Source organism: Acetobacter sp. JWB (genome assembly GCF_003323795.1).
Taxonomy (GTDB): domain Bacteria; phylum Pseudomonadota; class Alphaproteobacteria; order Acetobacterales; family Acetobacteraceae; genus Acetobacter; species Acetobacter oryzifermentans.
On sequence record NZ_CP030871.1, the window covers coordinates 1,333,537 to 1,355,407 of the forward strand.

Below are 21,871 nucleotides of genomic sequence, written 5' to 3' on the forward strand. Positions count from 1 at the left end.
CGGCTTTATCTCAAAGCGTCAGATGGCCACCAATTAAGGTGGCCCCGCACTTTCCTCAGGCCGGAGCCAGTGCTTTCACACGGGCAGACAGGCGGGAAATTTTGCGGGCCACCGTGTTGTGGTGGATAACGCCCTTAGTGGCCGCACGCTGGATTTCTGGCTGAGCAAGGCGCAGTGCTTCGCGCGCAGCGCCATGATCACCAGCTTCAACTGCGGTTTCTACTTTCTTGATGAAAGTACGCATGCGGGATTTGCGGGCGGTGTTACGAGCAGTCCGCTTCGCGGTCTGCCGGATGCGCTTACGCGCCGAAGCGATATTCGCCATGAGTTTCTATTCTGTCCAGCACTTAAGAAAGATTAATAGGATAGACACGCCGGAACGCGCTACCCAAAAGAGTAAGCGGTGCTGTAATGCACCTAAGCGCCTTCCGTCAAGCTTCTTCCATGCCGACCACTAGGATTTTACCCGTTTTTCTGCCTTTGGGGACAAAAAAATGTGGATCGTCCGGCCTGCGTTATCTGCTGCACACCAGAACATGCGGGTGTGCCGGGGCAATTGGGGCATGGTTTACCCGTTTGCCCATATACCCGCCATGCGTGCTGGAAATACCCCAACCCGCCCTCTGGGCGTACATAATCTTTCAGGCTGGAACCACCTGCCTCTATGGCTTCTTCCAGCACATCACGTATGGCTTGCGCCAATTTGCGGGCTTTGGGGGTGGTAAGATTGCAGGCTGGCATGGTTGGGGCAATGCCAGCCCGAAACAGGGCTTCACACACATAAATATTGCCTAACCCCGCCACAACCTTCTGATCAAGCAGGAAAGGTTTAATGGGCATCCGCCTGTTCTTGCTAGCAGCCAAAAGCGTTTTGGGGGTAAAATCTGGCTCAAGCGGCTCTGGCCCCATGCCTGCCAGCAATGGATAGGTATCTTCCTGATCGGTTGGAACCAGATCCAGCATGCCAAACCGGCGCGGATCTATGTAACCACAGCGCTTTCCATTTTGCAGAATCAGTACAATGTGCTCATGCAATAATGGCGTGGTTGGAGAATCGAGAAGCACGCGCCCAGACATACCTAAATGCCAGATTATGGACATTCCACCAGACAGGCGCATAAGAATATATTTGCCCCGACGGCGAAAGCCTTCTATCCGGCGGCCTTCGATTGTTTGTGAGAAATCGGCAGGAATCCGCCATCTCAGGTCGTGACGGCGCACAATTGCTTCTTTGATGGTACCGTTTTGCAGGGCAATCTGCATCCCGCGCATTACGGTTTCTACTTCAGGGAGTTCCGGCATGGCTAAAAAGCAGGGTATAGGGGAACCCCATGACCGACAACAGCTTTACGCCCTCCCCCGCTTCTTCTGACGCAACAGTGGAAGAAACGGATTTCGGCTTCCGTTCCGTAAGGAAGGAAGAAAAGAAAAACCTTGTTCGTGACGTGTTTGATAGCGTTGCGGGTAAGTATGACGTGATGAATGATATCATGTCCCTTGGCATCCATCGGGTATGGAAGCGTATTTTTGTAACAGAGCTTGGCCCGCAGCCCGGCATGTCTTTGTTGGATCTGGCCGGTGGCACGGGTGATATTACCTTTGGCTGGCTGAAGGGTGGCGGTGGCTCCGCCATTATGACCGACATTAACAGCAGCATGCTGTCTGTTGGGCGGGATCGGGCCATTGATCGTGGTTTTGTATCCGATCTGTCTTTTTGCGTTGTGGATGCAGAAGCTATTCCGCTGCGCGATATGTCCGTCGATCGGGTTTCCATCGCTTTTGGCCTGCGAAACTGCACAGATAAAATGGCTGTGCTGCGTGAAGCACGGCGTGTGCTCAAACCCGGCGGGCGTTTTCTGTGCCTTGAATTTTCCCGCGTTCAGGTGGCGGCACTGGCACCTATCTATGATGCGTGGTCTTTCAAGGTGCTGCCTGCCATGGGCAATCTGATCGCCAAGGACCGTGAAAGCTACCAGTATCTGGCGGAAAGCATTCGCACCTTCCCGGATCAGGAAACACTGGCAGATATGTTCCGTGAGGCTGGGTTCTCTCACGTGCGGTATCAGTCCCTTTCCGGTGGTATTGCAGCCATTCATTCCGGCTGGCGCGTATAAGGCCAAAGGGTATGGACGTGGCTTTGCCTTCCCGTTCCGTTTTGCTTATTGTGGGCGGCAGTATTGCCGCCTTCAAGGCGCCGGAGTTGATACGTCTGCTTAAAGGCGCTGGCATGCAGGTGCGCTGCGTGCTTACGGAAGGCGGAAGCCAGTTTGTAACGCCCCTTACCCTGCAAGCGTTAAGTGAGCAGCCGGTTTATGCAGACCTGTTCTCGTTAACGGCTGAGCAGGAAATGGGGCATATTGCGCTTTCCCGCTGGGCAGATTTGGTTCTTGTTTGCCCTGCATCTGCCAATTTACTGGCACGCATGGCCGGTGGTCTGGCGGATGATCTGGCCAGCACGCTTTTATTGGCGACAGATGCACCTGTAATGGCCGTTCCCGCTATGAATGTGAGAATGTGGGAGCACGCTGCTACGCAGCATAACGTGGCCACGTTACAGCAGCGCGGCGTACATGTTGTGCCGCCAGCTATTGGCCCCATGGCCTGCGGTGAATTTGGCGCAGGCCGGATGCCGGAACCCGCCGATATTTTGGATGCCGTGCAAGCATTTTTCCGCCAGCGGCAACAGCAGAATGGCCCTTTGGCGGGTAAGTCTGTTTTGGTAACAGCGGGCCCTACGCAAGAACCGCTGGATCCTGTAAGGTATCTGGCTAACCGATCTTCCGGCAAACAGGGCTATGCCATTGCTGCGGCGTTGGCGGATCTTGGAGCTTCCGTGACATTGGTAAGTGGCCCAACCATGTTGCGTGCGCCTGCTGGTGTTACGTTTGTTCCGTGCGAAACAGCTTGCCAAATGCTGGAATGCGTTAAGGCAGCAGCTCCGTTTGATGCGGCTGTCTGCACCGCGGCGGTGGCAGATTGGCGGCCTGAGGTGCAAGCGGGGCAAAAAATTAAAAAAACCAGCCGAGATGATGTGCCCGCTCCTATTCGGCTGGTGTCTAACCCAGATATTCTGGCCGAAATTTCCGCCCCCGGCCCACAGCGCCCGATGCTTGTTGTGGGGTTTGCCGCAGAAACCGAAAAGGTGGAGGAGCACGCAACCGCCAAGCGCCAACGCAAAGGATGTGACTGGATTGTTGCAAACGATGTAAGTGCTGGCACAGGCATTATGGGGGGTGATAGAAATCAGGTTGTTCTGATAACCGCCGAAGGCAGTGAGCGCTGGCCACATATGCCAAAAGAAGAAGTTGCACAAAGGCTTGCTTCTCGCATGGCAGATTGGTTTACAGAATCCTGATAGATTGTTTTTGAAATTTTGATAGAGGCTTGTTGATGTCTGCACCCATTTCTCCTTCGGCTGATCTTAGTGTGCAGGTGCAACGCCTCCCTCATGCGCAGGGTTTGCCCCTACCCTCCTACGCCACGGCTGGGGCTGCGGGGATGGATTTGCTGGCCGCAGTAGCAGAGCCCGTGGTGTTGCTGCCCGGTGCGCGAGTGTTGGTACCAACCGGGCTGCGCATAGCCTTGCCCCGTGGGTATGAACTTCAGGTGCGTCCGCGTTCTGGCTTGGCTCTCAAGCACGGCATAATCCTTCCCAATTCCCCCGGAACAGTGGATGAAGATTACCGCGGAGAACTGGGGGTAATTGTGCTGAATGCTGGCCAAACCCCGTTTACCATTGAGCGCGGCATGCGTATTGCACAGGCCGTTGTGGCCCCCGTTACACGGGTGGCATGGGCCGAATGTAACGAGCTGGATGAAACCCAGCGCGGCGCAGGTGGGTTTGGCAGCACGGGAACCGGAGTGCCATGAACAGAAGCTGGATGAACCTTGTACCTCGGCCACAAGGTTCGTCTTCTCTGCCTTTACGTTATCTGAACAGCGCAGATGCTCTTCTGCTTTTGTGTCTGGCGGCTGCGGCAATAGCGCTGGGGGCAGCAGTAAGGCACATGCTGGGGCCATTGGTGGCGCCTGCCAGCATGCCCATACATTTGGATATGTGGCATTTGCCCGGCTATGCGCTGCGCACAACCATACGCATGTTTGCGGCTTTGGCGTGCTCTTTGGTGTTCACGTTTGTATATGCAACGTTGGCGGCCAAAAGCAGGCGTGCAGGGCAGATTTTGATACCTTTATTAGACGTACTGCAATCTGTTCCCATCCTTGGGTTTCTGTCTTTCACCATCACGTTTTTTCTGGGGTTGTTTCCGGGGCGTATACTGGGGGCAGAATGTGCGGCAATTTTTACTATTTTCACCAGTCAGGCATGGAACATGGCGTTGGGCATGTATCAGGGCCTGCGGTCTGTGCCGCCTGAGCTGGAAGAAACCGCACGTTGTTTTGGCCTAACAAGCTGGCAGAAGTTCTGGCGGCTGGAAGTGCCCTGCACTATCCCATCCTTGGTATGGAACGCCATGATGTCCATGGCCGGTGGCTGGTTCATGGTGGTGTATTCTGAAAGCATTACCGTTGGCAGCACGGATGTTACGCTGCCGGGCATAGGCTCCTATGTTGGTATGGCCATAGATCAGCAGAATATTGGTGCTGTAGCCGCAGCCATTGTGGCCATGATGGTTGTTATTCTGGTTTATGATCAGGTGCTGTTTCGGCCTTTGGCCGCGTGGGCCACACGCTTCAGGCTGGAAAGTGTTAATACGGCCCAGGTTGTGGAGCCATGGTTTTTGCGGCTGGTGCGCCGTACACGTTTGCTGCGGATGGGGGGCAATGCCCTGCTTTCTGTTGGGCGGCGTATAAGCTACCTGCCTCTGGGGGCTCGCCCTGATACAGTGCATGCCACAGCGGATGACAACAGTGATGGTGCAGATTGGCTGTGGTGGGGCTTTCTTCTGATTGTCTGCCTTGCGGCTTCATGGCAGGTGTGGGCTTACGCGCATACCCATTACACGTTTGGCCAGATTGCCTATGTGTTTGGGTTGGGTGGTATCACATTGCTGCGTGTGGTCAGCATGTTGGTGCTGGCATCGTTAATATGGGTGCCGGTGGGTATCTGGTGCGGTTTGGACCCCATGCGCGCCCGGCGGGCGCAGATATTGGCACAGTATGGGGCGGCTTTTCCGGCTAACCTGTTCTTTCCGGTGTTTGTGGTGGTAATTGTACATTTTCATCTGACGCCAGATATCTGGCTCACCCCCCTGATGATTTTGGGGGCGCAGTGGTACATCCTGTTCAACGTTATTGCTGGGGCGTCCTCCTTCCCGTCCAATTTGTTGGAAGTTGGCCGAAATCTGGAAGTGAGAGGCTGGTTCTGGTGGCGGCGTATTATACTGCCGGGCATTGCACCTTATTACCTTGTGGGCGTTATGGCGGCCGCAGGTGGCGCATGGAATGCAGCCATTGCATCGGAAGTGGCGCAGTGGGGAGAAACAACCTTAACGGCCCACGGCCTAGGCGCTTATGTTGCGCAAAGCACTCAACTGGGAAACATAAGTAATGTTGGGTTGGGTACGGTGGTGATGTGTATATTTGTCATGTTCACCAATGCTTTGGTATGGCGGCCTTTGTCGGACTTTGTCGCTCGTCGCCTAAAACTGAACTGAACCGGATAGAGAGCAATGGCATCTGGCCCAGAGAAAAAAACATTTCCATCCGGCTCTGTTTTGGCAGAAGCACGTCATGTCAGCCGTTTTTACCATAAGGACAGCGCTGCTGATGTGCAGGTGCTGGATAACATTAGCCTTACCTTGCATGCCGGAGAAATAGTTGGGCTGCTTGGGCGTTCAGGTTCGGGCAAATCTACCCTGCTGCGTATTTTAGCTGGTTTGCTGCCGCCCTCTTCTGGTGAGATAGTGTGGAAAGGGCAGCCTCTGCATAAACCCACGCAGGAAATTGCAGTGGTCTTTCAGTCCTTCGCCCTCTTTCCGTGGATGACAGTTGAAGAAAACGTAGCACTGGGGCTAGATGCGCGCGGAGTGCCTGCCGCAGAGCGTGACAAGCTGGTTGATGATGCCATAGATCTGATTGGCTTGGGTGGGTATGAGAATGCTTGGCCCAAGGAGCTTTCTGGCGGCATGCAGCAGCGTGTAGGGTTGGCTCGTGCCTTGGTGGTGCATCCTGACTTGCTGCTTATGGATGAGCCTTTTTCTGCCCTGGATGTGCTGACAGCGGAAAATTTGCGCACAGATCTGATAGAGCTATGGTCGGAAGAAAAGCTGCCAGTTCAATGTATGCTGATTGTGACGCATAATATTGAAGAAGCTGTGTTGATGTGTGATCGCATCGTGATTGCATCTTCCAACCCTGGGCGCATTGCGCATGTGCTGAATGTGCCGTTTGCACACCCGCGTAACCGCGAAGATGCAGAGTTCCGCCAACTGGTAGATCACATTTACGCGTTGATGACGCAGCGTGCCCCTATTGTTTCTGAGGCCGATCTGGCACGCCGAGGCGCGCCACAAGGCGCGGCCCTTACCCGCTCCTTCCGCGCTTTGGTGCCTGTTTCCATTACCATGATGATTGGAATGATGGAGGCCTTGGCTGCACCCCCGCTCAATGGCCGAGCGGATTTGCCGGTATTGGCAGAAAAGCTTCAGCTTGAACTGGATGATCTGTTCCCACTAGGGGAATCTCTGGAACTTTTGCGTCTGGCAGAACTGGAAGATGGAGATATCCTGCTCACCAACGAGGGCGTGCATTTTGTTCTGAGCGATTTGGATGAGCGCAAGGCTATTATGGGCCACGCGTTGCTCCATAACGTGCCGTTGGTGCGGATGATCTGCACCCTTCTGGATGAACGGCCATCTCACAGCATTAAAGCAGAGCGTTTCCGTAGTGAGTTGGAAGATAGTATGTCTGCCGATTACGCGCGCCAGACACTCCAGACCATTATTGGTTGGGGCCGGTTTGCGGAACTGTTTGATTATGATGAAGAAGGAGACCGCTTTTTTCTGGAAGATGAAACTTCAGAATAAGCCATTTGTTTTTTATGTGGGGCTAAAGTAACGCGCAAATTCCTTGCGGGCTTTAGCCACTTTGGGGCTGATAACAACCTGACAGTACCCCGCCATAGGGTTGCGGGCGTAATAATCAAAATGCGCTTCTTCCGCTGGCCAGAAAGTGGTGAGAGGCTGAATTTCTGTCACCACAGGCTGATTACCCCAGATTTTTTCCTGCGCAATTTCTTGTTTGGCGCTTTCCGCAAGCTGCTTCTGCTGGTTATTTTCATAGAAAATAACAGAGCGATACTGTGTGCCCTTATCATTTCCCTGTCGGTTCAGGGTTGTGGGGTCATGCATAACAAAGAAGATGCGTAGGATTTCAGCATAACTGATAATGGCAGGATCAAACTCTAGCCGGATAACTTCGGCATGGCCTGTCTGCCCGGTGCACACTTGCTGATAGGTAGGATGCTGCACAGTGCCGCCCGCATAACCCGGCGCAATAGAGAGAATGCCTTTCATGCCACGGTAAACAGCTTCCAGACACCAGAAGCATCCACCGCCAAGTATTGCTGTTTCCATGCTGCTGTTCTCTCCTGCTTGTATGCTCATATAGCCTGCCAGCAATTAAGCCAGCAGGCTATATGGGATCGCGCGGTTGTTACCCGATGCGAGATAGAGCTGCTTTCAGGCGCACGCACTCACCCTGCTGCACTTCCAGACGGTCCCGCATTTCCTGCACCACTTCGGGTTTGGCGCGGGTGACAAAGTTTTGGTTGCCAAGTTTCTTTTCAGTTTTGGCAACTTCATCTTCTGCCTTACCCAGCTCCTTTTTCAGGCGTGCACGTTCGGCATCCAGATCAATCAACCCGGCCAGCGGGATGATAAGAGTTGCCTCATCCACCACAGCCTGTGCAGAGCCGTGCGGAATATCACCCTGCAATGGCGCAATTTCAGAAACACGCGCCATGCGGCCAATGGCTTCCTGCCACCGCTGTGCGTGATCCAATGTTTGCTGCAAGGCATCTTTCAAAAACACAGGGGCTTTCTGTGCTGGTGGCACGTTCATTTCTGCCCGCACTGTACGGATTTCCGTAATCAGGCGAATAATCTGGTCGCATTCTGCCTGAGCTGCTTCTGCACCGGCTGGCACAACAGGTTCTGGCCAGCTTGCAGAAATAAGGCTGCCTTCTTCCCCATATCCAAAGGAGTGCCACAGCGTATCCGTTACAAACGGAATAACAGGCTGTAGCAGGCGCAGGATAACGCCCAAAACATAAGCTGCTACAGCGCGAATTTCTGCGGCTTCGGCTTCATCCGTAGAGTTAAATACGGGTTTTGCGAATTCAAGGAACCAATCACAGAATCGGTTCCATACAAAGCGGTAGCAACTGAGTGCGTATTCATCAAAACGGTAGGAATCCAGCGCACGCGTTGCTTCTGTAATAGCAGCGGCCGCTTCGGCAATAATCCACCGACCAAGCGGAGATTTAACGGTTGCCGGATCAAACCCTTCAACAGGTTTAACGCCGTTCATTTCACAGAAGCGAGCAGCATTCCAGAGCTTGGTAATGAAGGCGCGGTAATCTTCTACCCGTTTGCGGCCTAGTTTGACGTCTCGTCCAATACCGGTGAGTGCGCAAATGGTAAAGCGCATGGCGTCCGCACCGTACTGGTCAATCAGTTCCAGCGGATCAATGCCATTGCCTTTGCTTTTGGACATTTTCTGCCCGTGCTCATCGCGCACAAGGCCATGAATGAAAATGTTGCGGAACGGCACATCATGCATGAAGTGCTGGCCCATCATCATCATCCGGGCAACCCAGAAGAAGATGATGTCAAAGCCTGTTACCAGAACATCAGTTGGGTAATACCGGGCGAGTTCTGGTGTTTTATCTGGCCAGCCCAATGTGGAGAACGGCCATAGGGCGGAAGAAAACCATGTGTCCAGTACATCATCATCACGCCGTAGTACTTCTACCTTGCCGTAATGGGCGTTGGCCTGTGCCTGAGCATCGGCTTCATCATGCGCCACAAACACATGTTCGTCCGGGCCATACCATGCCGGAATACGATGGCCCCACCAAAGCTGGCGCGAAATACACCAAGGCTGGATATCACGCATCCAAGCAAAGAAGGTGTTTTCCCACTGTTTGGGAATAAAGCTGGCGCGGCCGGATGTAATGGCTTCCACGGCTGGGCCAGAGAGTTTGCCAGCATCACAATACCATTGCGTGGTTAGGCGTGGTTCTATAACTGCTCCACCACGTTCAGCATGCGGCACCTGATGGCGATGGGGTTCGATTTTTTCCAGCCAGCCATCTTCTTCCAGACGGGCGACAATAGTTTTACGTGCTTCCTCGCGGGAAAGGCCAGCCAGACTGCGCACAAAAACTGGGTCAGCCAGTCCTTCAACAGCGCTGAGGTCTTGCTCGATTTCATCCAGCACAATGCGGGCCTGATCGTCCAGAACAGAGATCATGGGCAGGTTGTGGCGGCGGCCGACTTCGAAATCATTAAAATCGTGCGCGGGCGTGATTTTAACAGCGCCCGTGCCTTTTTCCGGATCCGAATGTTCATCTGCAACAATCGGAATCAGGCGGCCAGTTAGTGGCAGACGAACGGATTTACCAATCAGGTTTTTATAGCGCTCATCTTCTGGGTGAACGGCTACAGCGGTATCGCCCAGCATGGTTTCTGGCCGCGTGGTGGCAACGGTAATTGTTGCATCCCCAGCGCCTTCAACAGGGTAGCGAATATACCACAGATTACCGGCAACATCCTTGCTTTCCACTTCCAGATCAGAAATGGCGGAGCGGAAAACCGGGTCCCAGTTTACCAACCGGCGATCACGATAAATCAGCCCTTCATTATAAAGGGTTACGAACACTTCCCGCACTGCGCGGGAAAGGCCTTCATCCATCGTAAAGCGTTCACGCGGCCAATCGAGAGAGGAGCCAAGGCGGCGCAGCTGCTTTGTAATGCCGCCGCCGGATTGTTCCTTCCATTCCCACACGCGCTCAATAAACGCATCACGGCCCATTTCCTGACGGGTTTTTCCTTCGGTGGCCAAGGTGCGTTCCACCACCATCTGGGTGGCAATGCCTGCGTGGTCTGTGCCGGGCTGCCACAGGGTGTCAAACCCCTGCATACGCTTCCAGCGGATAAGCGTATCCTGCAATGTCATGGTAAGGGCATGGCCCATGTGCAGGGTGCCGGTAACATTCGGCGGTGGAATCATAATAGTAAACGGCTTTTTGCCGCTGTTGGGCTGTGCAGAAAATGCCTTTCTGCTTTCCCATAATTCGTACAGACGTGTTTCTATCTGGGCCGGCTCAAAAGACTTGTTCAGCATATGTATTCCACCACACAACGTAAAAAAGGCGGCAGGCATGTACTGCCTCCGCCTTTGCAGAGCAATCATCCGGTTTTTGGCAGAGCACCCGTTACTGAAATGTGTGCGTTCACCCAGTAACGGCGTGTCTGGTTTCCGGTATTACAGACCGCGCTGCGTCAGACGTTCCACTTCCTTACGGACAGCAGCCTGCACGATGCCTGCAAGATGTGCATCCAGCCACTTTTTAAGGAATACGCGCACTTCCTGGCGCACGATATCTTCAACAGTCAGAGACCCTTCATGTGAAATAGCCACTTTTCTCTCCTCATGCTCTCTTAGATACTTATCCTGCAGGGTTTTCTGCAGAACAGCGAATGAATTTGATGTATCTGACATGGTTTCGTCATTCAGGGGGATTGGGAGAGGACCAGACATATCGTGTTCTGCCTTTTCAGTTAGCGGGATCTGTCTCAGATCAGTTACGGATAGGATACCGTCATCATGAGCGATAGGTGATGACTGCACAAGAGCCGTGTCTTCTCCCATATTGACTGGATGATGCGCTGAACTATTGGGCTGGCTGGAATGATGATCCGGCTGCGATTCCTGCACAAGCCCTTCCATCATGGAAGGGGAAAGAACCAGCATATCATCGTCTTCATCACCCTCTGCGGAGTCTGTGTCCGAAGAAGGGGGAGCCATGGCTGCCAGATGCTCATCATGCAGGGTCTGCCGTATAGAAGACAGCACATCTGCTACTGATTTACCTGTGCCTTCAGATGGATCCTGTGACGATGCCATACAATAACCCCTGCCCTTACCCTTACTGTTCAGCTTTTAGCGCCCTGGCTGGCTGACCGCATAATCGTTCAGCCCCCAAAGACGATCTTTTACAGCGTTATAGTAAGCTTTGTCATCATAAAGAGGAACATTCAACTTGAGATCGGCTGCGGTTAGGCGGCCAATGGCTGCGGCAACATTGTACGAAGTCAGCACCATATTGCTTAAGCTTTGAACAAGAGCCACCTGTGCTTGCAGCAAAGTTTGCTGCTGCTGCAACACTTCCAGCGTTGTGCTGGTGCCTACAATAGCCTGACGTTCCACCCCATCAAGAGCCACGGTGCCTGCCTGAATAGCGGCGCGGTTACTGTTGATTGCAGCCTGATAGGCAACCAGTTTCTGCCAGTTTGAAACAGCATCCTGCGCGGCTGTTCTGCGCTGCACATCAACTTCACGGTGTGCTGCTTGCGCCTGCTGCTTGGCCTGCCGCACAGCTGCGTATTCTGAGCCCCCCTGATAAACCGGGATGTTGAAGTTGATCATGGCGTATTTGTTTTCGTCAATCTGGTTATTCAGGCTTTGGTTTACCTGCCTAGAATAAGCCAGAGTGGCGGAAACTTTTGGCATAATGGCTGCCATTGCAACGGCTACTGCATCTTTTTGGGAAGATTCGGTAAAGAGTGCATTGATGACATCTGGATTGTTTTTAACCGCCATAGCTGCGGCCATCTGCTCATTTTTAACAGGTAATACCAAAGGCTGCGGCGGAACCAGATTAGGCGGCGGCGCCATGCCGATAATCTGCATATATGTGGCTTGTGCAGTTTGAAGTGTGCCTTCGGATTGCTGGCGGGTAGCTTTGGCTGTTGCGTAAGCAGATTCAGCCTGCGCAACGTCTGTGCGCGTAATTTCCCCTACCCGGAAGCGTTCATTCGTTGCGCGGAGCTGTTGTTGAAGCACGCGTTCGTTGTTGATGTTCAACTGCAAGAGCTGTTCATCTTCAATAACGGAAACATACGCATTCACAACCTGCTTGAACACTTGCTGTTCGGCAGAAATCAGATGCGCGCGGGCTGCCATAACTTTGTTAACAGCTTGATGTGTAGAGGATGTGGTTTTGCCACCCGTATATAACGGCTGATTAACACTTACGCCTGCCGTATAACCAGGGGTGTTATATTGGCGAATATAACCAGTAGAAGGCTGATCTGCCTCACCCTGATAATCGTTCACACCCTTATAGTATGTCAGGCCTACTGTGCCGGTTACGGTTGGCCGCCAGCCAGCCAAAGCGGTTGGCACCTGTTCATCGGTAGCGCGTAGGGTGGCACGTGCTTCCTGAAGGGTCGGGTTTGTCAGATAGGCCGCAGCAAGTGCTTCCTGCAGCGTATGTGGCACAAAGGTTGGCGAACCACTGCCATCGTATTTCTGCCCCCATGCAGTGGAACTGCATAGCACAACAGCCATACCCACCCCTGCTCCGCAAATACGCCGCATCTGATACTCCTGATTCAGTTACCGTATTGCCGCTTAAGGCACTGCTCATGCCACGATACTGAACCTATTTCTACAAGTTTGTAATCATCTGCGGCATAATATCTTTCTAAAAGTTTATTTCTAGAATTCAAAAGTAACGGGTGCGGCAAGATCTGGCAGTAAAGGTAGCTGTGTTTCAAAAAGGTTAGTGACAATAAAACTGGACGCACTTTCTGGCTCTCTTCTGGCCGTAAAAGCTTCTGCTAATCTATTGGGGGTGGCCATAACACCAGCCATGATGCCGGATGTGGCCAGTTGCGCAGCACAAAAAGCGGGAAAACGTAGAATGGCGCCATCAAAATAAATGACATCATAAGGCGCGTTGCCCGTTATGCCCTCGCTAAGGGGGGCGATAACCCATGAAACGTTCAGAGACTCTTGCTGGCAGAAGTGCTGCCCTTGTTCGGCAAGGCGTGTGCTTGATTCAAGCGCCGTGACATCGGCACCAAGGGCGGCAAAAAGTGCTGCTGTGTATCCGGTTGCAGCCCCTACAACAAGAACCCGCGCTTTTTCTACTGGCATAACGGCCTGCACAAGGCGCGCTGTGAGCAAAGGTTGGGGCAATACACGCCCTTGCCCTAGGGAGAGTGTCATATCTGCATAAGCTACAGATTGCTGATCGGGCATAACACAGCATTCGCGGGGCAATTCCCGCATAACCGATAATAATGAGAGGTTTGTAATTTCTGAAGGACGAAGCTGATCGTCCACCATAAGGTTACGAGCTGTTTCCATATCTTTATCTTTTGGATACGGCATTGGGTAGGAATTCTGCTGTATTGCGGCCTGAAGTGTCACGTTTTCCTATCCCTTGCGGTTAAGGTTTATGCCCTTTGCAGTGCCTGCCAGATTAAGGGCAAAACATTTTGTGACACACAGATTTAAAATTCGCACAACACAACGGCTTGACCAATGCGCCAGAACAGGAGATAAGGCTCCCCATCACCCGATGGTCTGGTGGCAGAATGGTGATGCAGCGGACTGCAAATCCGCGAATGTGGGTTCGATTCCCGCCCAGACCTCCAATTCCCTACGAAACTAAAAGACAATGCTTGACAGTTTCCGCAGAAAACTGCGGTTGTCAGCTCTTATTCGTATGACATGGAATGATGCGGCGGAAGATGCCGAAATTTGTTGCGTAAAGCCTCGAAATAAACCCCACTTAAATGAGCTGATTCGGAAGAGATTTACCTGCGTGAATGCAGATGATTTTTCTGCTGTCAGGAAAAGCCGCCTTATTGCACGTATAGCTTACAGTGTGTGTTCAGAATCTCTTGGGGAGTCTGCATATTTTGGGTGGTCTGGGGTGCAGGTAGAAGCGTTGCTACTTGTGGCTGCTGCGTTCACATTCCCGCTGTCATAATTTTGCAAAGGAATACGCTCGTGGGTAATGACACTACAGCACAAAATGGCATTCTGCGTTCCGTTAAGGTGCAGAAGGACGGAAGCACCAAGGCTAAGCTGTGCTTTACAAAGCAGGATCAGAATATTGAATTTTCTGTAACGGTCACCCTGCCCCCAACGCCTGGCGCAAGTGCCGATGCTGCTTTTGTTGATACAGCCAATCTGCTGGGCCTGACCAAGGTTGCTATTCAGAAACTGGCAAAAGATCAGAACATCACGCTTCCAAATTTTGCGGAATAAAAGATACTGCGGGCAGCGAATCTGAAAAAGGTGCTGCTGCCCGCATATCTTGGGCTCCGGTGTGCCATGCCGGGTATAAATATTTCGTAAAATAAGGGCTTGGCTTGTGCAGAAAAAATTTGCTGATGTTTTTTTGGAGAAAGTAGAACAGATAAACGCTGGGCGGACTATTTATGCCAGCGCAGGCGCTTTTTTATGTGTCTGTTTTATGCTGGGGTTGGCTAATCTGATCTGCCATTTTGGCCTGCATATTGATCTGGCTTATCTGGTGCGAGATCTTATTTTTATCATGGCATTTTATTTTTTCCTGCCTCCTCTCATCTTATGGGTTGGAAAAGGCAGATTACCGGGTGGTGAGAGTTAGTTTTTTCTGCTCCATCAAGCTTGTGCTTTACTTTTTTCAAGCAGCACAAGCTATCCAGAAAAACTTATTGTCGCTCTTTTTGGCCAACAATCAGGCTGCGTAAAATGCGTTCGCGCAGGCATTGAGGCAGCAGCCGCTCAAGAACGCGCAGCGCCCGAAATGGCCACGGAAAGATATAAACTTTCTTTCTTTTGTTAATGGCCCGGATAATGCGGCGTGCAGCACTTTTGGCTGAAACCAGAAATGGCCGTGGCCCTTCCAGTCTGCGGCTCATAGGTGTGTCTATAAAGCCGGGCACAATCAGCGTAAGGCCCACACCTTTATCTTCCCACGCCAGACCTGCCGCACGTGCAAAAAAATCCAGCCCACATTTAGAACTGCTATAGGCAGGAGAGCACGGGAGTTCGTAAAAACCTGCAACAGAGCCGATAAGGGCAATATGCCCGCCTCCATTAGGAATCATATTCTGGGCAGCGGCTGTGGCCAAAGCTACAGGCGTGGCATAGTTAACCTGCGCAAGCTGTAAGACCTTTTGCGGGTCTTCTGTCATGCTGTCTAATGGCTGTATGTCAGATAGCCCTGCCCCCAGAATAACCAGATCAGGTTTATGCTCAGCATAATCTGCCTTAAATGCTGCCAGAGCGGCTTCACCATCACACAGATCAATCTGCCGGGTAAAAACAGCAGAGCCGCGTGCACAGCACGTTGTGGCAATTTCTGTCAGCCGTTGCGGGTTTCTGCCCCATAGTATCAGTGTCCGGCCTGGTCGTGCGTAACGTTTGGCCAGTTCCATTCCAATTCCGCCGGTGGCCCCAGTCAGCAGAACAGAGCGTGCGGTGTGTTTTCCGTTCGCAACAACTTTCACACTTTTCCCTTTCCCAATGCTGCGTAATAAGGCATCACCCATTGGCTTTTGGCTTTCACACAACGGAGTGGCAATGTCTTCCCCCACTCAGATTACGGTTACACCTGTTTCGGGTTCACGCCAGCTTTCTCTCTTTATAAAACTACCACGCCTTCTTTACGATGGCTTGCCAAGTTATGTGCCTCCTTTAGATATGGAGCAGCGGGATATTTTTTCACCCACGCATGCGCCATTTTTTGAGCACGGCTTTGCTTGTTATTTTCTTGCGTGGCGGAATGGAAAGCCCATTGGGCGTATATCTGCCCAGATAGATGCTTTGGCTCTCAAGCAGCCCGGCCCGCGCACAGGCTTTTTTGGGGCGCTGGATACGCTGGAGCCGGAATGCGTGGCCCCATTGCTTGAAGCCGCGATACAATGGCTAAAATTGCGCAAAATTGAGCGCATACGTGGCCCGTGGACACTGAATAGCAATGGTGAATCCGGGATTATGGTGGAGGGGCAAGATGAGCCCCCCATGATTGGCATACCGTGGCACCCCAAAACTCTGGGGCCTGCTGTGGAGGCTGCTGGGTTTAAGCGTGCGGTAGATTTGCTATCCTACCGGATGGAAACCAGCCCTTCTGCAGAGCGTGCAAACCAGATACCTGCCAACATTCGGCAGCGCTTGGGTGCGATTACCATGCGCGGCCTGCGTAAGGATAAGGTGAATGAAGATGCCGAAATCCTGCGTGAAATCTATAATGATGCGTGGTCTGATACGTGGGGAAATATTCCCCTTACGCAGGATGAGGTCAAAAGCCTGCTAAAGGCCCTTAAGCCCATTTTGCGGCCAGAACAGTATGTGCTGGCTGAAGTAGCCGGAGAACCGGCTGCCATTGCGCTGGTTATTCCCAACATGTTTGATATCAGCGGTGACTTAGGTGGTGCGCCCTCTCCGCTGGGCTGGCTCAAGCTGGCCTCTCGCGTAATGAGCCATGATTTCCGGTCTGCACGGGTGGTGCTGTTGGGTGTGCGCAAGAAGTATCTCGGCACCGCCCTGCGCGCCATGCTACCTGCCCTGATTATTGATGAACTGATGAAGCGTGGCCATGTGCTGCCTTATCGCAGTATTGAGCTAGGCTGGGTGTTGGAAACGCATGAAGGCCTGCGTAAGCTGATTGAGCGCATTTCTCCCACGCCTTACAAACGGCACCGGATGTACGAAAAACTTCTGGTGGAATAAATCGCGCTCTGGCGGGTGGAGCGCCTAAAGGTGGCTCCACCCGTGGGAACGGAATTGCAGGCTTTTGCCTGTGCTATCTACAACCGTTACACTGGTAGATCCCCGCGTGAATTCCCCGATACGGGTTACTTTTATGGGGCCGCAGGCGGTATCTAACGCGCCTTTGCGTAGCAATGAGGCTTCATGCTGCGTGGGAACGGCAAATAAAATCTCGTAATCATCGCCGCCAGTCAGGCAGGTTTCCAGCCATTTGGGGCCTGCTTGGCGAACTGCGTCTGATAGAGGCACGGTATCTGCGTGGATGGTCACATGCAGCGCGTTTTCCCGCGCGAGATGCCCTGCATCTTGGAGCAAACCGTCTGAAATATCCATGGCAGCAGAAGCAAGGCCGTATAAGGGCAAACCAATACGGGGCTGTGGCAGGCGGTAACGCTGCGCCAGATGGCCAGATGGATCAGGTATCTCACCTTTAAGGGCGCGTAGGCCTAATGCGCCATCACCAATAGTGCCGGTAACCCATAAACCATCACCAGCCTGAGCGCCTTGTCGGCGGATAGCCTGCCCCGGCAACACAGAGCCAAGAATGGTCAGGGATAAGACCAGCGGGCCACGGGTGGAGGTTGTATCGCCCCCTAGTAACTGGAGCCCGAATTGCTCCTGATCCGCTTTAAGCCCTTTGCAAAACTGTGCCACCCACTGTTCGGTAGTATGAGGTGGGCGTGCAAATGTTAGCAGCCAACCTTCCGGGCGGCTGCCCATGGCAGCCAGATCAGACAGGTTACAGCGTAGCAGCTTGCGGCCAATGGTTTCTGGCGGATCATCTGGCAGAAAGTGAACATTTTCTACCATACCATCCGCTGCAATCACCAGTTCTCGCCCTTCGGGCGGCGTGAAAACAGCGGCGTCATCCCTCAATTCAAGGGCAGCAGCCCCAGCCAGAGCAGAAAAGTGCTGCCGGATAAACGCAAATTCCTGCGGCAGATCAGTCTGGTTGCTGGGTTTGTTCTGTATCATGGTTCCGTTCAGCCGCCAGACGTTTGAAGAGCGTATCCAGAACGCCGTTCACAAGGCGCGGTTCGTCACCAGAGAAGAAGGCGTGGGCCACGTCCATATATTCGTTGATCAGCACAGGGGCTGGTGCATCGCCTTCTGTTGCTTCTGCCGCGGCTGCCAGAAGCAATGCGCGCAATACGGGGTCTAGCCGTGCAATGGGCCACGTTTCTGGAAGCGTTTTTTCAACTTCCTGCGTAACCTGCGTGCGTAGGGAGGTTACCAGCCGCACAATGTGGCTGAAAAGCTGTGTATCGGCCTCTGGAATGCAGCCGTCTTCATAACTTGCGCCATCCAGCGTTGTGCCAAACCGATGGACCAGAAACTGTTCAATAACGTTTTCTGGGCGGTCTCCATTCTGGTCAATCTGGAACAGGGCTTGCACAGCGGCAACGCGTGCTGCCGTGCGGGGCCGTTGCGCCCCTTTCAAACGGGGTTCGTCCTGTAGTTCTGTCATCCATCCCTCCTGCCCGGCCAGTCAGTTGCAAAGCCGGGTTTCATGGCGCTTTTCTGTTCTAAGGTCTAGTCTTTTCCGGGGGCTGGGGCGCCACCTGATTCCATAAGGTTCAGAATTTCCGAAAAATCCTTGGCTTCCGTAAAATCGCGGTACACGCTTGCAAACCGCACATATCCAACGCCATCTACTTCCTTAAGGGCATCCATTGCCAGTTCACCTATGCGGGTGGATGTCACCTCGGTTTCTCCGTTCCCTTCAAGCTGGCGCACAATGCCGGTAACAATCTGCTCAATCTGTTCTTCGGAAACAGGGCGTTTGCGCAGGGCGATACGGATGGAGCGTGCAATTTTTTCCCGATCAAAGGGCGCGCGCCTGCCATCGTTTTTCACCACAACCAGTTCTCGTAGTTGCACACGTTCTACCGTGGTAAAACGCTGCCCGCAGGACAGGCATGCACGCCGCCGCCGAATGGCCAGTCCTTCCTCATTGGGGCGACTGTCCTTGACCTGACTATCTGGGTTCCCGCAAAAAGGGCAACGCATGGTGGTATCAACCTTCCCTCAGGCGCATTTTTGGCTGGCGTTTTCTGTTGTTAAAAGAGCGCGTATGTAAAGGCACCACTTATTTCTTTTGGGCCGTTTCGTCCATACCATGTGGCGGTCCATCTGGATGGAGAAATTATGAAACGCAGCCATTTTGCTGTTCTGTTCTGTGCAGCTCTTTCTTGTTCAGCCTATGCCTTACCGCAGGCGTTGGCCGATAATCAGCCTTCCCAGCCCGTTTTGCCGGAGCAGGTGGATGCTCAAAAGGATATTACCATATTTGACACATCTTTGCATCTGGCATCGGAAGGAGAACCGGCAACAGTTTATTTTGCCCTGTCCAATGCCAGTGAAACCGCGCATCTGCTTACGGGGGTAAGTTCTCCCGTTTGCCAGAAACTGGTGGGCCACCATGCCGATCAGGAAAGCACAGGTGGTACTAGGGTGCTGTTTACCCATCTTGCCCTGCCGGGCAACTCTACACTGGTGTTTCCGCCGGGCGGGTACCACCTGCTCTGCTTTGGCCTTTCCAATAACGTGCATGCCAATCAGAACGTGCCGTTTACATTTACATTTATGGGTGGATCTTCAAAAACCGTATCTGTTCCTGTTCAGGATGCAGGCACAGATGCAGAAAGCGACCATAAGCCAGACTGATCACGCCTTATTCAGCAAAGCGTTGCTCTGGCAGGAAAAATATTCCCGCCAGAGCTTGTTTTTTAGCTGCCCGTATAGGTACTAAGAGTGCGCTTAACCGCCTGATGCCATCCGGCAATCATGGTGCGGCGCTGTTCATTTTCCATTTTAGGTTCAAATAGAGAGCCCCGTGCCCATTCGGAAGCCACGGTCTGCTCGCTATCCCACACACCTGTTGCAATGCCCGCCAGAAAGCCTGCGCCCAGAGCGGTGGTTTCCACATTGCGTGGACGCTCCACCTTGGCTTGCAGCATGTCTGCAAGAAACTGGCAGTACCAGTCATTGGCAGACATGCCGCCATCTACGCGAATGCTATCTGTGGTGCCACCGCCATCCTGCATCATGGCCGTAACCAGATCGAGCGTCTGATAGGCTACGGATTCCAAAGCAGCGCGGGCAATATGCGCAGCACTTGAATCCAGCGTTAGGCCGCAGATCAGTCCGCGTGCATCAGGGTCCCAATGCGGGGCGCCTAGGCCTACAAACCCCGGCACCATGTAAACGCCGTGGCTATCTGGCACACGTGTCGCCATATCATCGGTTTGAGATGCGTGGGTGATCAGGTGCAGCCCATCACGCAACCATTTGATAGCGGCACCCGCCACAAAAATGGAGCCTTCCAGCGCGTAGGTGGTTTTGCCATTAATACGGTAGGCAATGGTGGTGAGCATGCGGTTGCGAGATGTTACGGGTTTATCCCCCGTATTCAGCAGCAAAAAGCAGCCCGTGCCATAGGTGGCCTTGGCCATGCCTGGTGTAAAGCACGCCTGCCCGACCACAGCGGCCTGCTGATCCCCCGCAATACCTGCGATAGGAATGGATCGGCCGAACAGTTCGGGATCAGTTTCACCGTAAATGCAGCTGCTATCTTTCACTTCTGGCAAAAGTGCCGCAGGTACGCGGAAAAGACGCAGAAGGTCTTCATCCCACTGTTGGCGGTGGATATCAAACAACATGGTGCGAGATGCGTTGGTGACATCCGTTGCATGCACCTTGCCGCCAGTCAGACGCCAGAGAATGAAGGAATCAATGGTGCCAAAAGCCAGCTCGCCTTTTTCTGCACGCTCACGGGCCTGGGGCACGTTATCCAGCAGCCATGCCAGCTTGGTGGCAGAAAAATACGGATCAATCAAAAGCCCGGTGCGTTCGCGCACCAGTGTTTCTGCGCCTTCATCACGCAGTTTCTGGCACACATTGGCCGTGCGCCGATCCTGCCAGACAATGGCGCGGTGGATAGGCTTACCTGTGGCGCGTTCCCACACCACAATGGTTTCGCGCTGGTTGGTAATGCCAATGCCCGCCACCCGGTCTGCCGCGCCAGATTTCTCCAGCGCTGTGCGTGCGGTGTTAACAACATCTTTCCAGATATCTTCCGGGCAGTGTTCTACCCAACCCGCCTTGGGGTAATGCTGTGCAAACTCCTCTCTGGCGGCAGCGAGTTCCTGCGCATCACGATCAAAGACAATGCTGCGTGTTGATGTCGTTCCCTGATCAATAGCCAGGACACAGTCTTGCTTACTCATTAAGGAGTATCCTTCTGCGTGTTGCGGTCAGTCTGCCGCCGTCGTGGTCACCCGGGCCCTTGCGGGCATAAATGGGCGGAGAAGTGTCTGGTAAAGTGTGGCGCCCACTAAACCGCCCACCATGGGGCCAGCAATAGGCATCCACCAATAATTGCCGGGGGAAGGAAACGCGGCACGTCCCCATCCTGCAACAAAACAGAAAATGCGCGGCCCAAGATCGCGCGCAGGGTTGAGGGCCCAGCCTTCCAAAAAGCCGGAAGATGCGCCCAAAATGGCAACCAGCAAGCCAATAATCAGCGCACCGGAATTAGCCTGCGGGGCCACGGTATTGTATTCACAGGTAATGGCAAAAATACCCAGCACCAAAATAGCGGTAAGGATAACCTCATTCATCATGGCGTGAAGTGGGGTTACAAAATCACCGGGATGGGTAAAGAAAACGCCAGAAGCTGCGCCGTCATTCACCCAATCCAGATGATTAGCGAGCGCGTAATGCTGGATAACGGAGCCATACAGGGCATATACAAGCGAAGCGCCTAAAAAGCCGCCCCCAACTTGCGCCACCCAATAAGGCACAACTTTTTTCCAGGAAAAACCACGGTAGCATGCCAAAGCCAGCGTAACGGCCGGGTTGGCATGCGTGCCAGATACAGAACCAGTGACATAGATGGCCAGCGTAACAGCCAGCCCCCATGTAATGGCAACACCCCAGTAAGCCTGCTTGAAGGGGCTGGGATCATACAGCGAGAACATTGCTGCCACTGAATCCCCTATAGTCACAATAATCATAACAGCCAGACATTCGGCTATCATTTCCCCAAGCAGGGCTTTTCCTGTTTTTTCCATGACCTTCCTCATTATTATTTTTCTTGTTGGAAAGGACGTATCTATGGTTCTCAGAT

21 protein-coding genes and 1 tRNA gene are annotated in these 21,871 nt (G+C 53.1%); 9 read left to right on the forward strand and 13 right to left on the reverse strand.

Going from position 1 to position 21,871, the window contains the following annotated elements:
- Nucleotides 1-55: 55 nt before the first annotated feature.
- Together rpsT and mutM are read right to left on the reverse strand one after the other, a co-directional pair.
- Nucleotides 56-325, reverse strand: coding sequence for a 30S ribosomal protein S20 (gene rpsT, locus DS739_RS06400; RefSeq protein ID WP_012812907.1), 270 nt, complete (start codon nucleotides 323-325; stop codon nucleotides 56-58).
- A gap of 137 nt (nucleotides 326-462) precedes the next feature.
- Nucleotides 463-1,302 (reverse strand): bifunctional DNA-formamidopyrimidine glycosylase/DNA-(apurinic or apyrimidinic site) lyase, encoded by an 840-nt coding sequence (gene mutM / locus DS739_RS06405; protein ID WP_006115301.1) that lies wholly within the window; start codon nucleotides 1,300-1,302, stop codon nucleotides 463-465.
- A 29-nt stretch (nucleotides 1,303-1,331) separates the two neighbouring features.
- Between mutM and DS739_RS06410 the strand changes: the two genes are divergently transcribed.
- From DS739_RS06410 to DS739_RS06430, 5 genes are read left to right on the forward strand one after another with little or no spacing between them, the layout of a single operon-like run.
- Complete coding sequence (locus tag DS739_RS06410; protein WP_006115302.1) at nucleotides 1,332-2,114, forward strand: class I SAM-dependent methyltransferase; 783 nt, start codon at nucleotides 1,332-1,334, stop codon at nucleotides 2,112-2,114.
- A gap of 11 nt (nucleotides 2,115-2,125) precedes the next feature.
- On the forward strand, nucleotides 2,126-3,355 hold the full coding sequence (gene coaBC, locus DS739_RS06415; protein WP_006115303.1) for a bifunctional phosphopantothenoylcysteine decarboxylase/phosphopantothenate--cysteine ligase CoaBC: 1,230 nt from the start codon (nucleotides 2,126-2,128) through the stop codon (nucleotides 3,353-3,355).
- Nucleotides 3,356-3,390: 35 nt separating this feature from the next.
- On the forward strand, nucleotides 3,391-3,870 hold the full coding sequence (dut, locus tag DS739_RS06420; RefSeq protein WP_035351369.1) for a dUTP diphosphatase: 480 nt from the start codon (nucleotides 3,391-3,393) through the stop codon (nucleotides 3,868-3,870).
- On the forward strand, nucleotides 3,867-5,615 hold the full coding sequence (locus DS739_RS06425; protein WP_006115305.1) for an ABC transporter permease subunit: 1,749 nt from the start codon (nucleotides 3,867-3,869) through the stop codon (nucleotides 5,613-5,615). Before dut ends, DS739_RS06425 begins: the two co-directional genes overlap by 4 nt.
- 15 nt (nucleotides 5,616-5,630) lie before the next feature.
- A complete protein-coding gene (locus DS739_RS06430) occupies nucleotides 5,631-6,986 on the forward strand; it encodes a nitrate/sulfonate/bicarbonate ABC transporter ATP-binding protein (protein WP_006115306.1) in 1,356 nt (451 codons plus the stop codon).
- A gap of 12 nt (nucleotides 6,987-6,998) precedes the next feature.
- On the opposite strand, the gene msrA is transcribed toward DS739_RS06430, so the two are convergent.
- The 5 genes from msrA to DS739_RS06455 form a co-directional block, all read right to left on the reverse strand.
- On the reverse strand, nucleotides 6,999-7,535 hold the full coding sequence (gene msrA, locus DS739_RS06435; protein ID WP_035351367.1) for a peptide-methionine (S)-S-oxide reductase MsrA: 537 nt from the start codon (nucleotides 7,533-7,535) through the stop codon (nucleotides 6,999-7,001).
- A 79-nt stretch (nucleotides 7,536-7,614) separates the two neighbouring features.
- Nucleotides 7,615-10,308 carry a valine--tRNA ligase gene (locus DS739_RS06440; protein WP_035351700.1) on the reverse strand — a complete coding sequence of 898 codons (2,694 nt, stop codon included), beginning with the start codon at nucleotides 10,306-10,308 and terminating at the stop codon, nucleotides 7,615-7,617.
- 141 nt (nucleotides 10,309-10,449) lie between these two features.
- Complete coding sequence (locus DS739_RS06445; protein ID WP_006115309.1) at nucleotides 10,450-11,091, reverse strand: DUF2497 domain-containing protein; 642 nt, start codon at nucleotides 11,089-11,091, stop codon at nucleotides 10,450-10,452.
- Between the two features lie 36 nt (nucleotides 11,092-11,127).
- A complete protein-coding gene (locus DS739_RS06450) occupies nucleotides 11,128-12,567 on the reverse strand; it encodes a TolC family outer membrane protein (RefSeq protein WP_006115310.1) in 1,440 nt (479 codons plus the stop codon).
- 120 nt (nucleotides 12,568-12,687) lie between these two features.
- Nucleotides 12,688-13,404, reverse strand: a complete 717-nt coding sequence (locus tag DS739_RS06455; RefSeq protein WP_006115311.1) for a protein-L-isoaspartate O-methyltransferase — start codon at nucleotides 13,402-13,404, stop codon at nucleotides 12,688-12,690.
- Nucleotides 13,405-13,557: 153 nt separating this feature from the next.
- Here DS739_RS06455 and DS739_RS06460 point away from each other — a divergent pair.
- Both DS739_RS06460 and DS739_RS06470 read left to right on the forward strand, forming a co-directional pair.
- A tRNA-Cys gene (locus DS739_RS06460) sits at nucleotides 13,558-13,631 on the forward strand.
- 358 nt (nucleotides 13,632-13,989) lie between these two features.
- Nucleotides 13,990-14,250: a hypothetical protein gene (locus DS739_RS06470; RefSeq protein WP_035351362.1), complete on the forward strand. Its 261-nt coding sequence runs from the start codon at nucleotides 13,990-13,992 to the stop codon at nucleotides 14,248-14,250.
- A 428-nt stretch (nucleotides 14,251-14,678) separates the two neighbouring features.
- Here DS739_RS06470 and DS739_RS06480 read toward each other — a convergent pair whose 3' ends face one another.
- Nucleotides 14,679-15,521: an SDR family oxidoreductase gene (locus DS739_RS06480; RefSeq protein WP_050793082.1), complete on the reverse strand. Its 843-nt coding sequence runs from the start codon at nucleotides 15,519-15,521 to the stop codon at nucleotides 14,679-14,681.
- Nucleotides 15,522-15,552: 31 nt separating this feature from the next.
- Between DS739_RS06480 and DS739_RS06485 the strand changes: the two genes are divergently transcribed.
- Nucleotides 15,553-16,701, forward strand: a complete 1,149-nt coding sequence (locus tag DS739_RS06485) for a hypothetical protein (protein ID WP_035351361.1) — start codon at nucleotides 15,553-15,555, stop codon at nucleotides 16,699-16,701.
- A gap of 24 nt (nucleotides 16,702-16,725) precedes the next feature.
- Here DS739_RS06485 and thiL read toward each other — a convergent pair whose 3' ends face one another.
- From thiL to nrdR, 3 genes are all read right to left on the reverse strand, one after another.
- Nucleotides 16,726-17,715 (reverse strand): thiamine-phosphate kinase, encoded by a 990-nt coding sequence (thiL, locus tag DS739_RS06490; protein WP_006115315.1) that lies wholly within the window; start codon nucleotides 17,713-17,715, stop codon nucleotides 16,726-16,728.
- Entirely contained in the window at nucleotides 17,684-18,208 is a 525-nt protein-coding gene (gene nusB, locus DS739_RS06495; protein ID WP_006115316.1) for a transcription antitermination factor NusB, read from the reverse strand. The genes thiL and nusB overlap by 32 nt, the downstream gene beginning before the upstream one ends.
- 65 nt (nucleotides 18,209-18,273) lie before the next feature.
- Entirely contained in the window at nucleotides 18,274-18,750 is a 477-nt protein-coding gene (nrdR, locus tag DS739_RS06500; RefSeq protein WP_006115317.1) for a transcriptional regulator NrdR, read from the reverse strand.
- 138 nt (nucleotides 18,751-18,888) lie between these two features.
- Here nrdR and DS739_RS06505 point away from each other — a divergent pair, with 138 nt between their 5' ends.
- Nucleotides 18,889-19,407, forward strand: coding sequence for a copper chaperone PCu(A)C (locus DS739_RS06505; protein ID WP_035351360.1), 519 nt, complete (start codon nucleotides 18,889-18,891; stop codon nucleotides 19,405-19,407).
- 62 nt (nucleotides 19,408-19,469) lie between these two features.
- Here DS739_RS06505 and glpK read toward each other — a convergent pair whose 3' ends face one another.
- Entirely contained in the window at nucleotides 19,470-20,969 is a 1,500-nt protein-coding gene (gene glpK, locus DS739_RS06510) for a glycerol kinase GlpK (RefSeq protein ID WP_006115319.1), read from the reverse strand.
- A gap of 27 nt (nucleotides 20,970-20,996) precedes the next feature.
- Nucleotides 20,997-21,827, reverse strand: coding sequence for an MIP/aquaporin family protein (locus tag DS739_RS06515; protein WP_006115320.1), 831 nt, complete (start codon nucleotides 21,825-21,827; stop codon nucleotides 20,997-20,999).
- Nucleotides 21,828-21,871: the final 44 nt, after the last annotated feature.

Bases quoted from the DNA above. Each gene is read 5' to 3' on its own strand.
- rpsT (WP_012812907.1), bottom strand. From the start codon at position 325: ATGGCGAATATCGCTTCGGCGCGTAAGCGCATCCGGCAGACCGCGAAG.
- mutM (WP_006115301.1), bottom strand. From the start codon at position 1,302: ATGCCGGAACTCCCTGAAGTAGAAACCGTAATGCGCGGGATGCAGATT.
- DS739_RS06410 (WP_006115302.1), top strand. From the start codon at position 1,332: ATGACCGACAACAGCTTTACGCCCTCCCCCGCTTCTTCTGACGCAACA.
- coaBC (WP_006115303.1), top strand. From the start codon at position 2,126: ATGGACGTGGCTTTGCCTTCCCGTTCCGTTTTGCTTATTGTGGGCGGC.
- dut (WP_035351369.1), top strand. From the start codon at position 3,391: ATGTCTGCACCCATTTCTCCTTCGGCTGATCTTAGTGTGCAGGTGCAA.
- DS739_RS06425 (WP_006115305.1), top strand. From the start codon at position 3,867: ATGAACAGAAGCTGGATGAACCTTGTACCTCGGCCACAAGGTTCGTCT.
- DS739_RS06430 (WP_006115306.1), top strand. From the start codon at position 5,631: ATGGCATCTGGCCCAGAGAAAAAAACATTTCCATCCGGCTCTGTTTTG.
- msrA (WP_035351367.1), bottom strand. From the start codon at position 7,535: ATGGAAACAGCAATACTTGGCGGTGGATGCTTCTGGTGTCTGGAAGCT.
- DS739_RS06440 (WP_035351700.1), bottom strand. From the start codon at position 10,308: ATGCTGAACAAGTCTTTTGAGCCGGCCCAGATAGAAACACGTCTGTAC.
- DS739_RS06445 (WP_006115309.1), bottom strand. From the start codon at position 11,091: ATGGCATCGTCACAGGATCCATCTGAAGGCACAGGTAAATCAGTAGCA.
- DS739_RS06450 (WP_006115310.1), bottom strand. From the start codon at position 12,567: ATGCGGCGTATTTGCGGAGCAGGGGTGGGTATGGCTGTTGTGCTATGC.
- DS739_RS06480 (WP_050793082.1), bottom strand. From the start codon at position 15,521: ATGGGTGATGCCTTATTACGCAGCATTGGGAAAGGGAAAAGTGTGAAA.
- DS739_RS06485 (WP_035351361.1), top strand. From the start codon at position 15,553: ATGTCTTCCCCCACTCAGATTACGGTTACACCTGTTTCGGGTTCACGC.
- thiL (WP_006115315.1), bottom strand. From the start codon at position 17,715: ATGATACAGAACAAACCCAGCAACCAGACTGATCTGCCGCAGGAATTT.
- nusB (WP_006115316.1), bottom strand. From the start codon at position 18,208: ATGACAGAACTACAGGACGAACCCCGTTTGAAAGGGGCGCAACGGCCC.
- nrdR (WP_006115317.1), bottom strand. From the start codon at position 18,750: ATGCGTTGCCCTTTTTGCGGGAACCCAGATAGTCAGGTCAAGGACAGT.
- DS739_RS06505 (WP_035351360.1), top strand. From the start codon at position 18,889: ATGAAACGCAGCCATTTTGCTGTTCTGTTCTGTGCAGCTCTTTCTTGT.
- glpK (WP_006115319.1), bottom strand. From the start codon at position 20,969: ATGAGTAAGCAAGACTGTGTCCTGGCTATTGATCAGGGAACGACATCA.
- DS739_RS06515 (WP_006115320.1), bottom strand. From the start codon at position 21,827: ATGAGGAAGGTCATGGAAAAAACAGGAAAAGCCCTGCTTGGGGAAATG.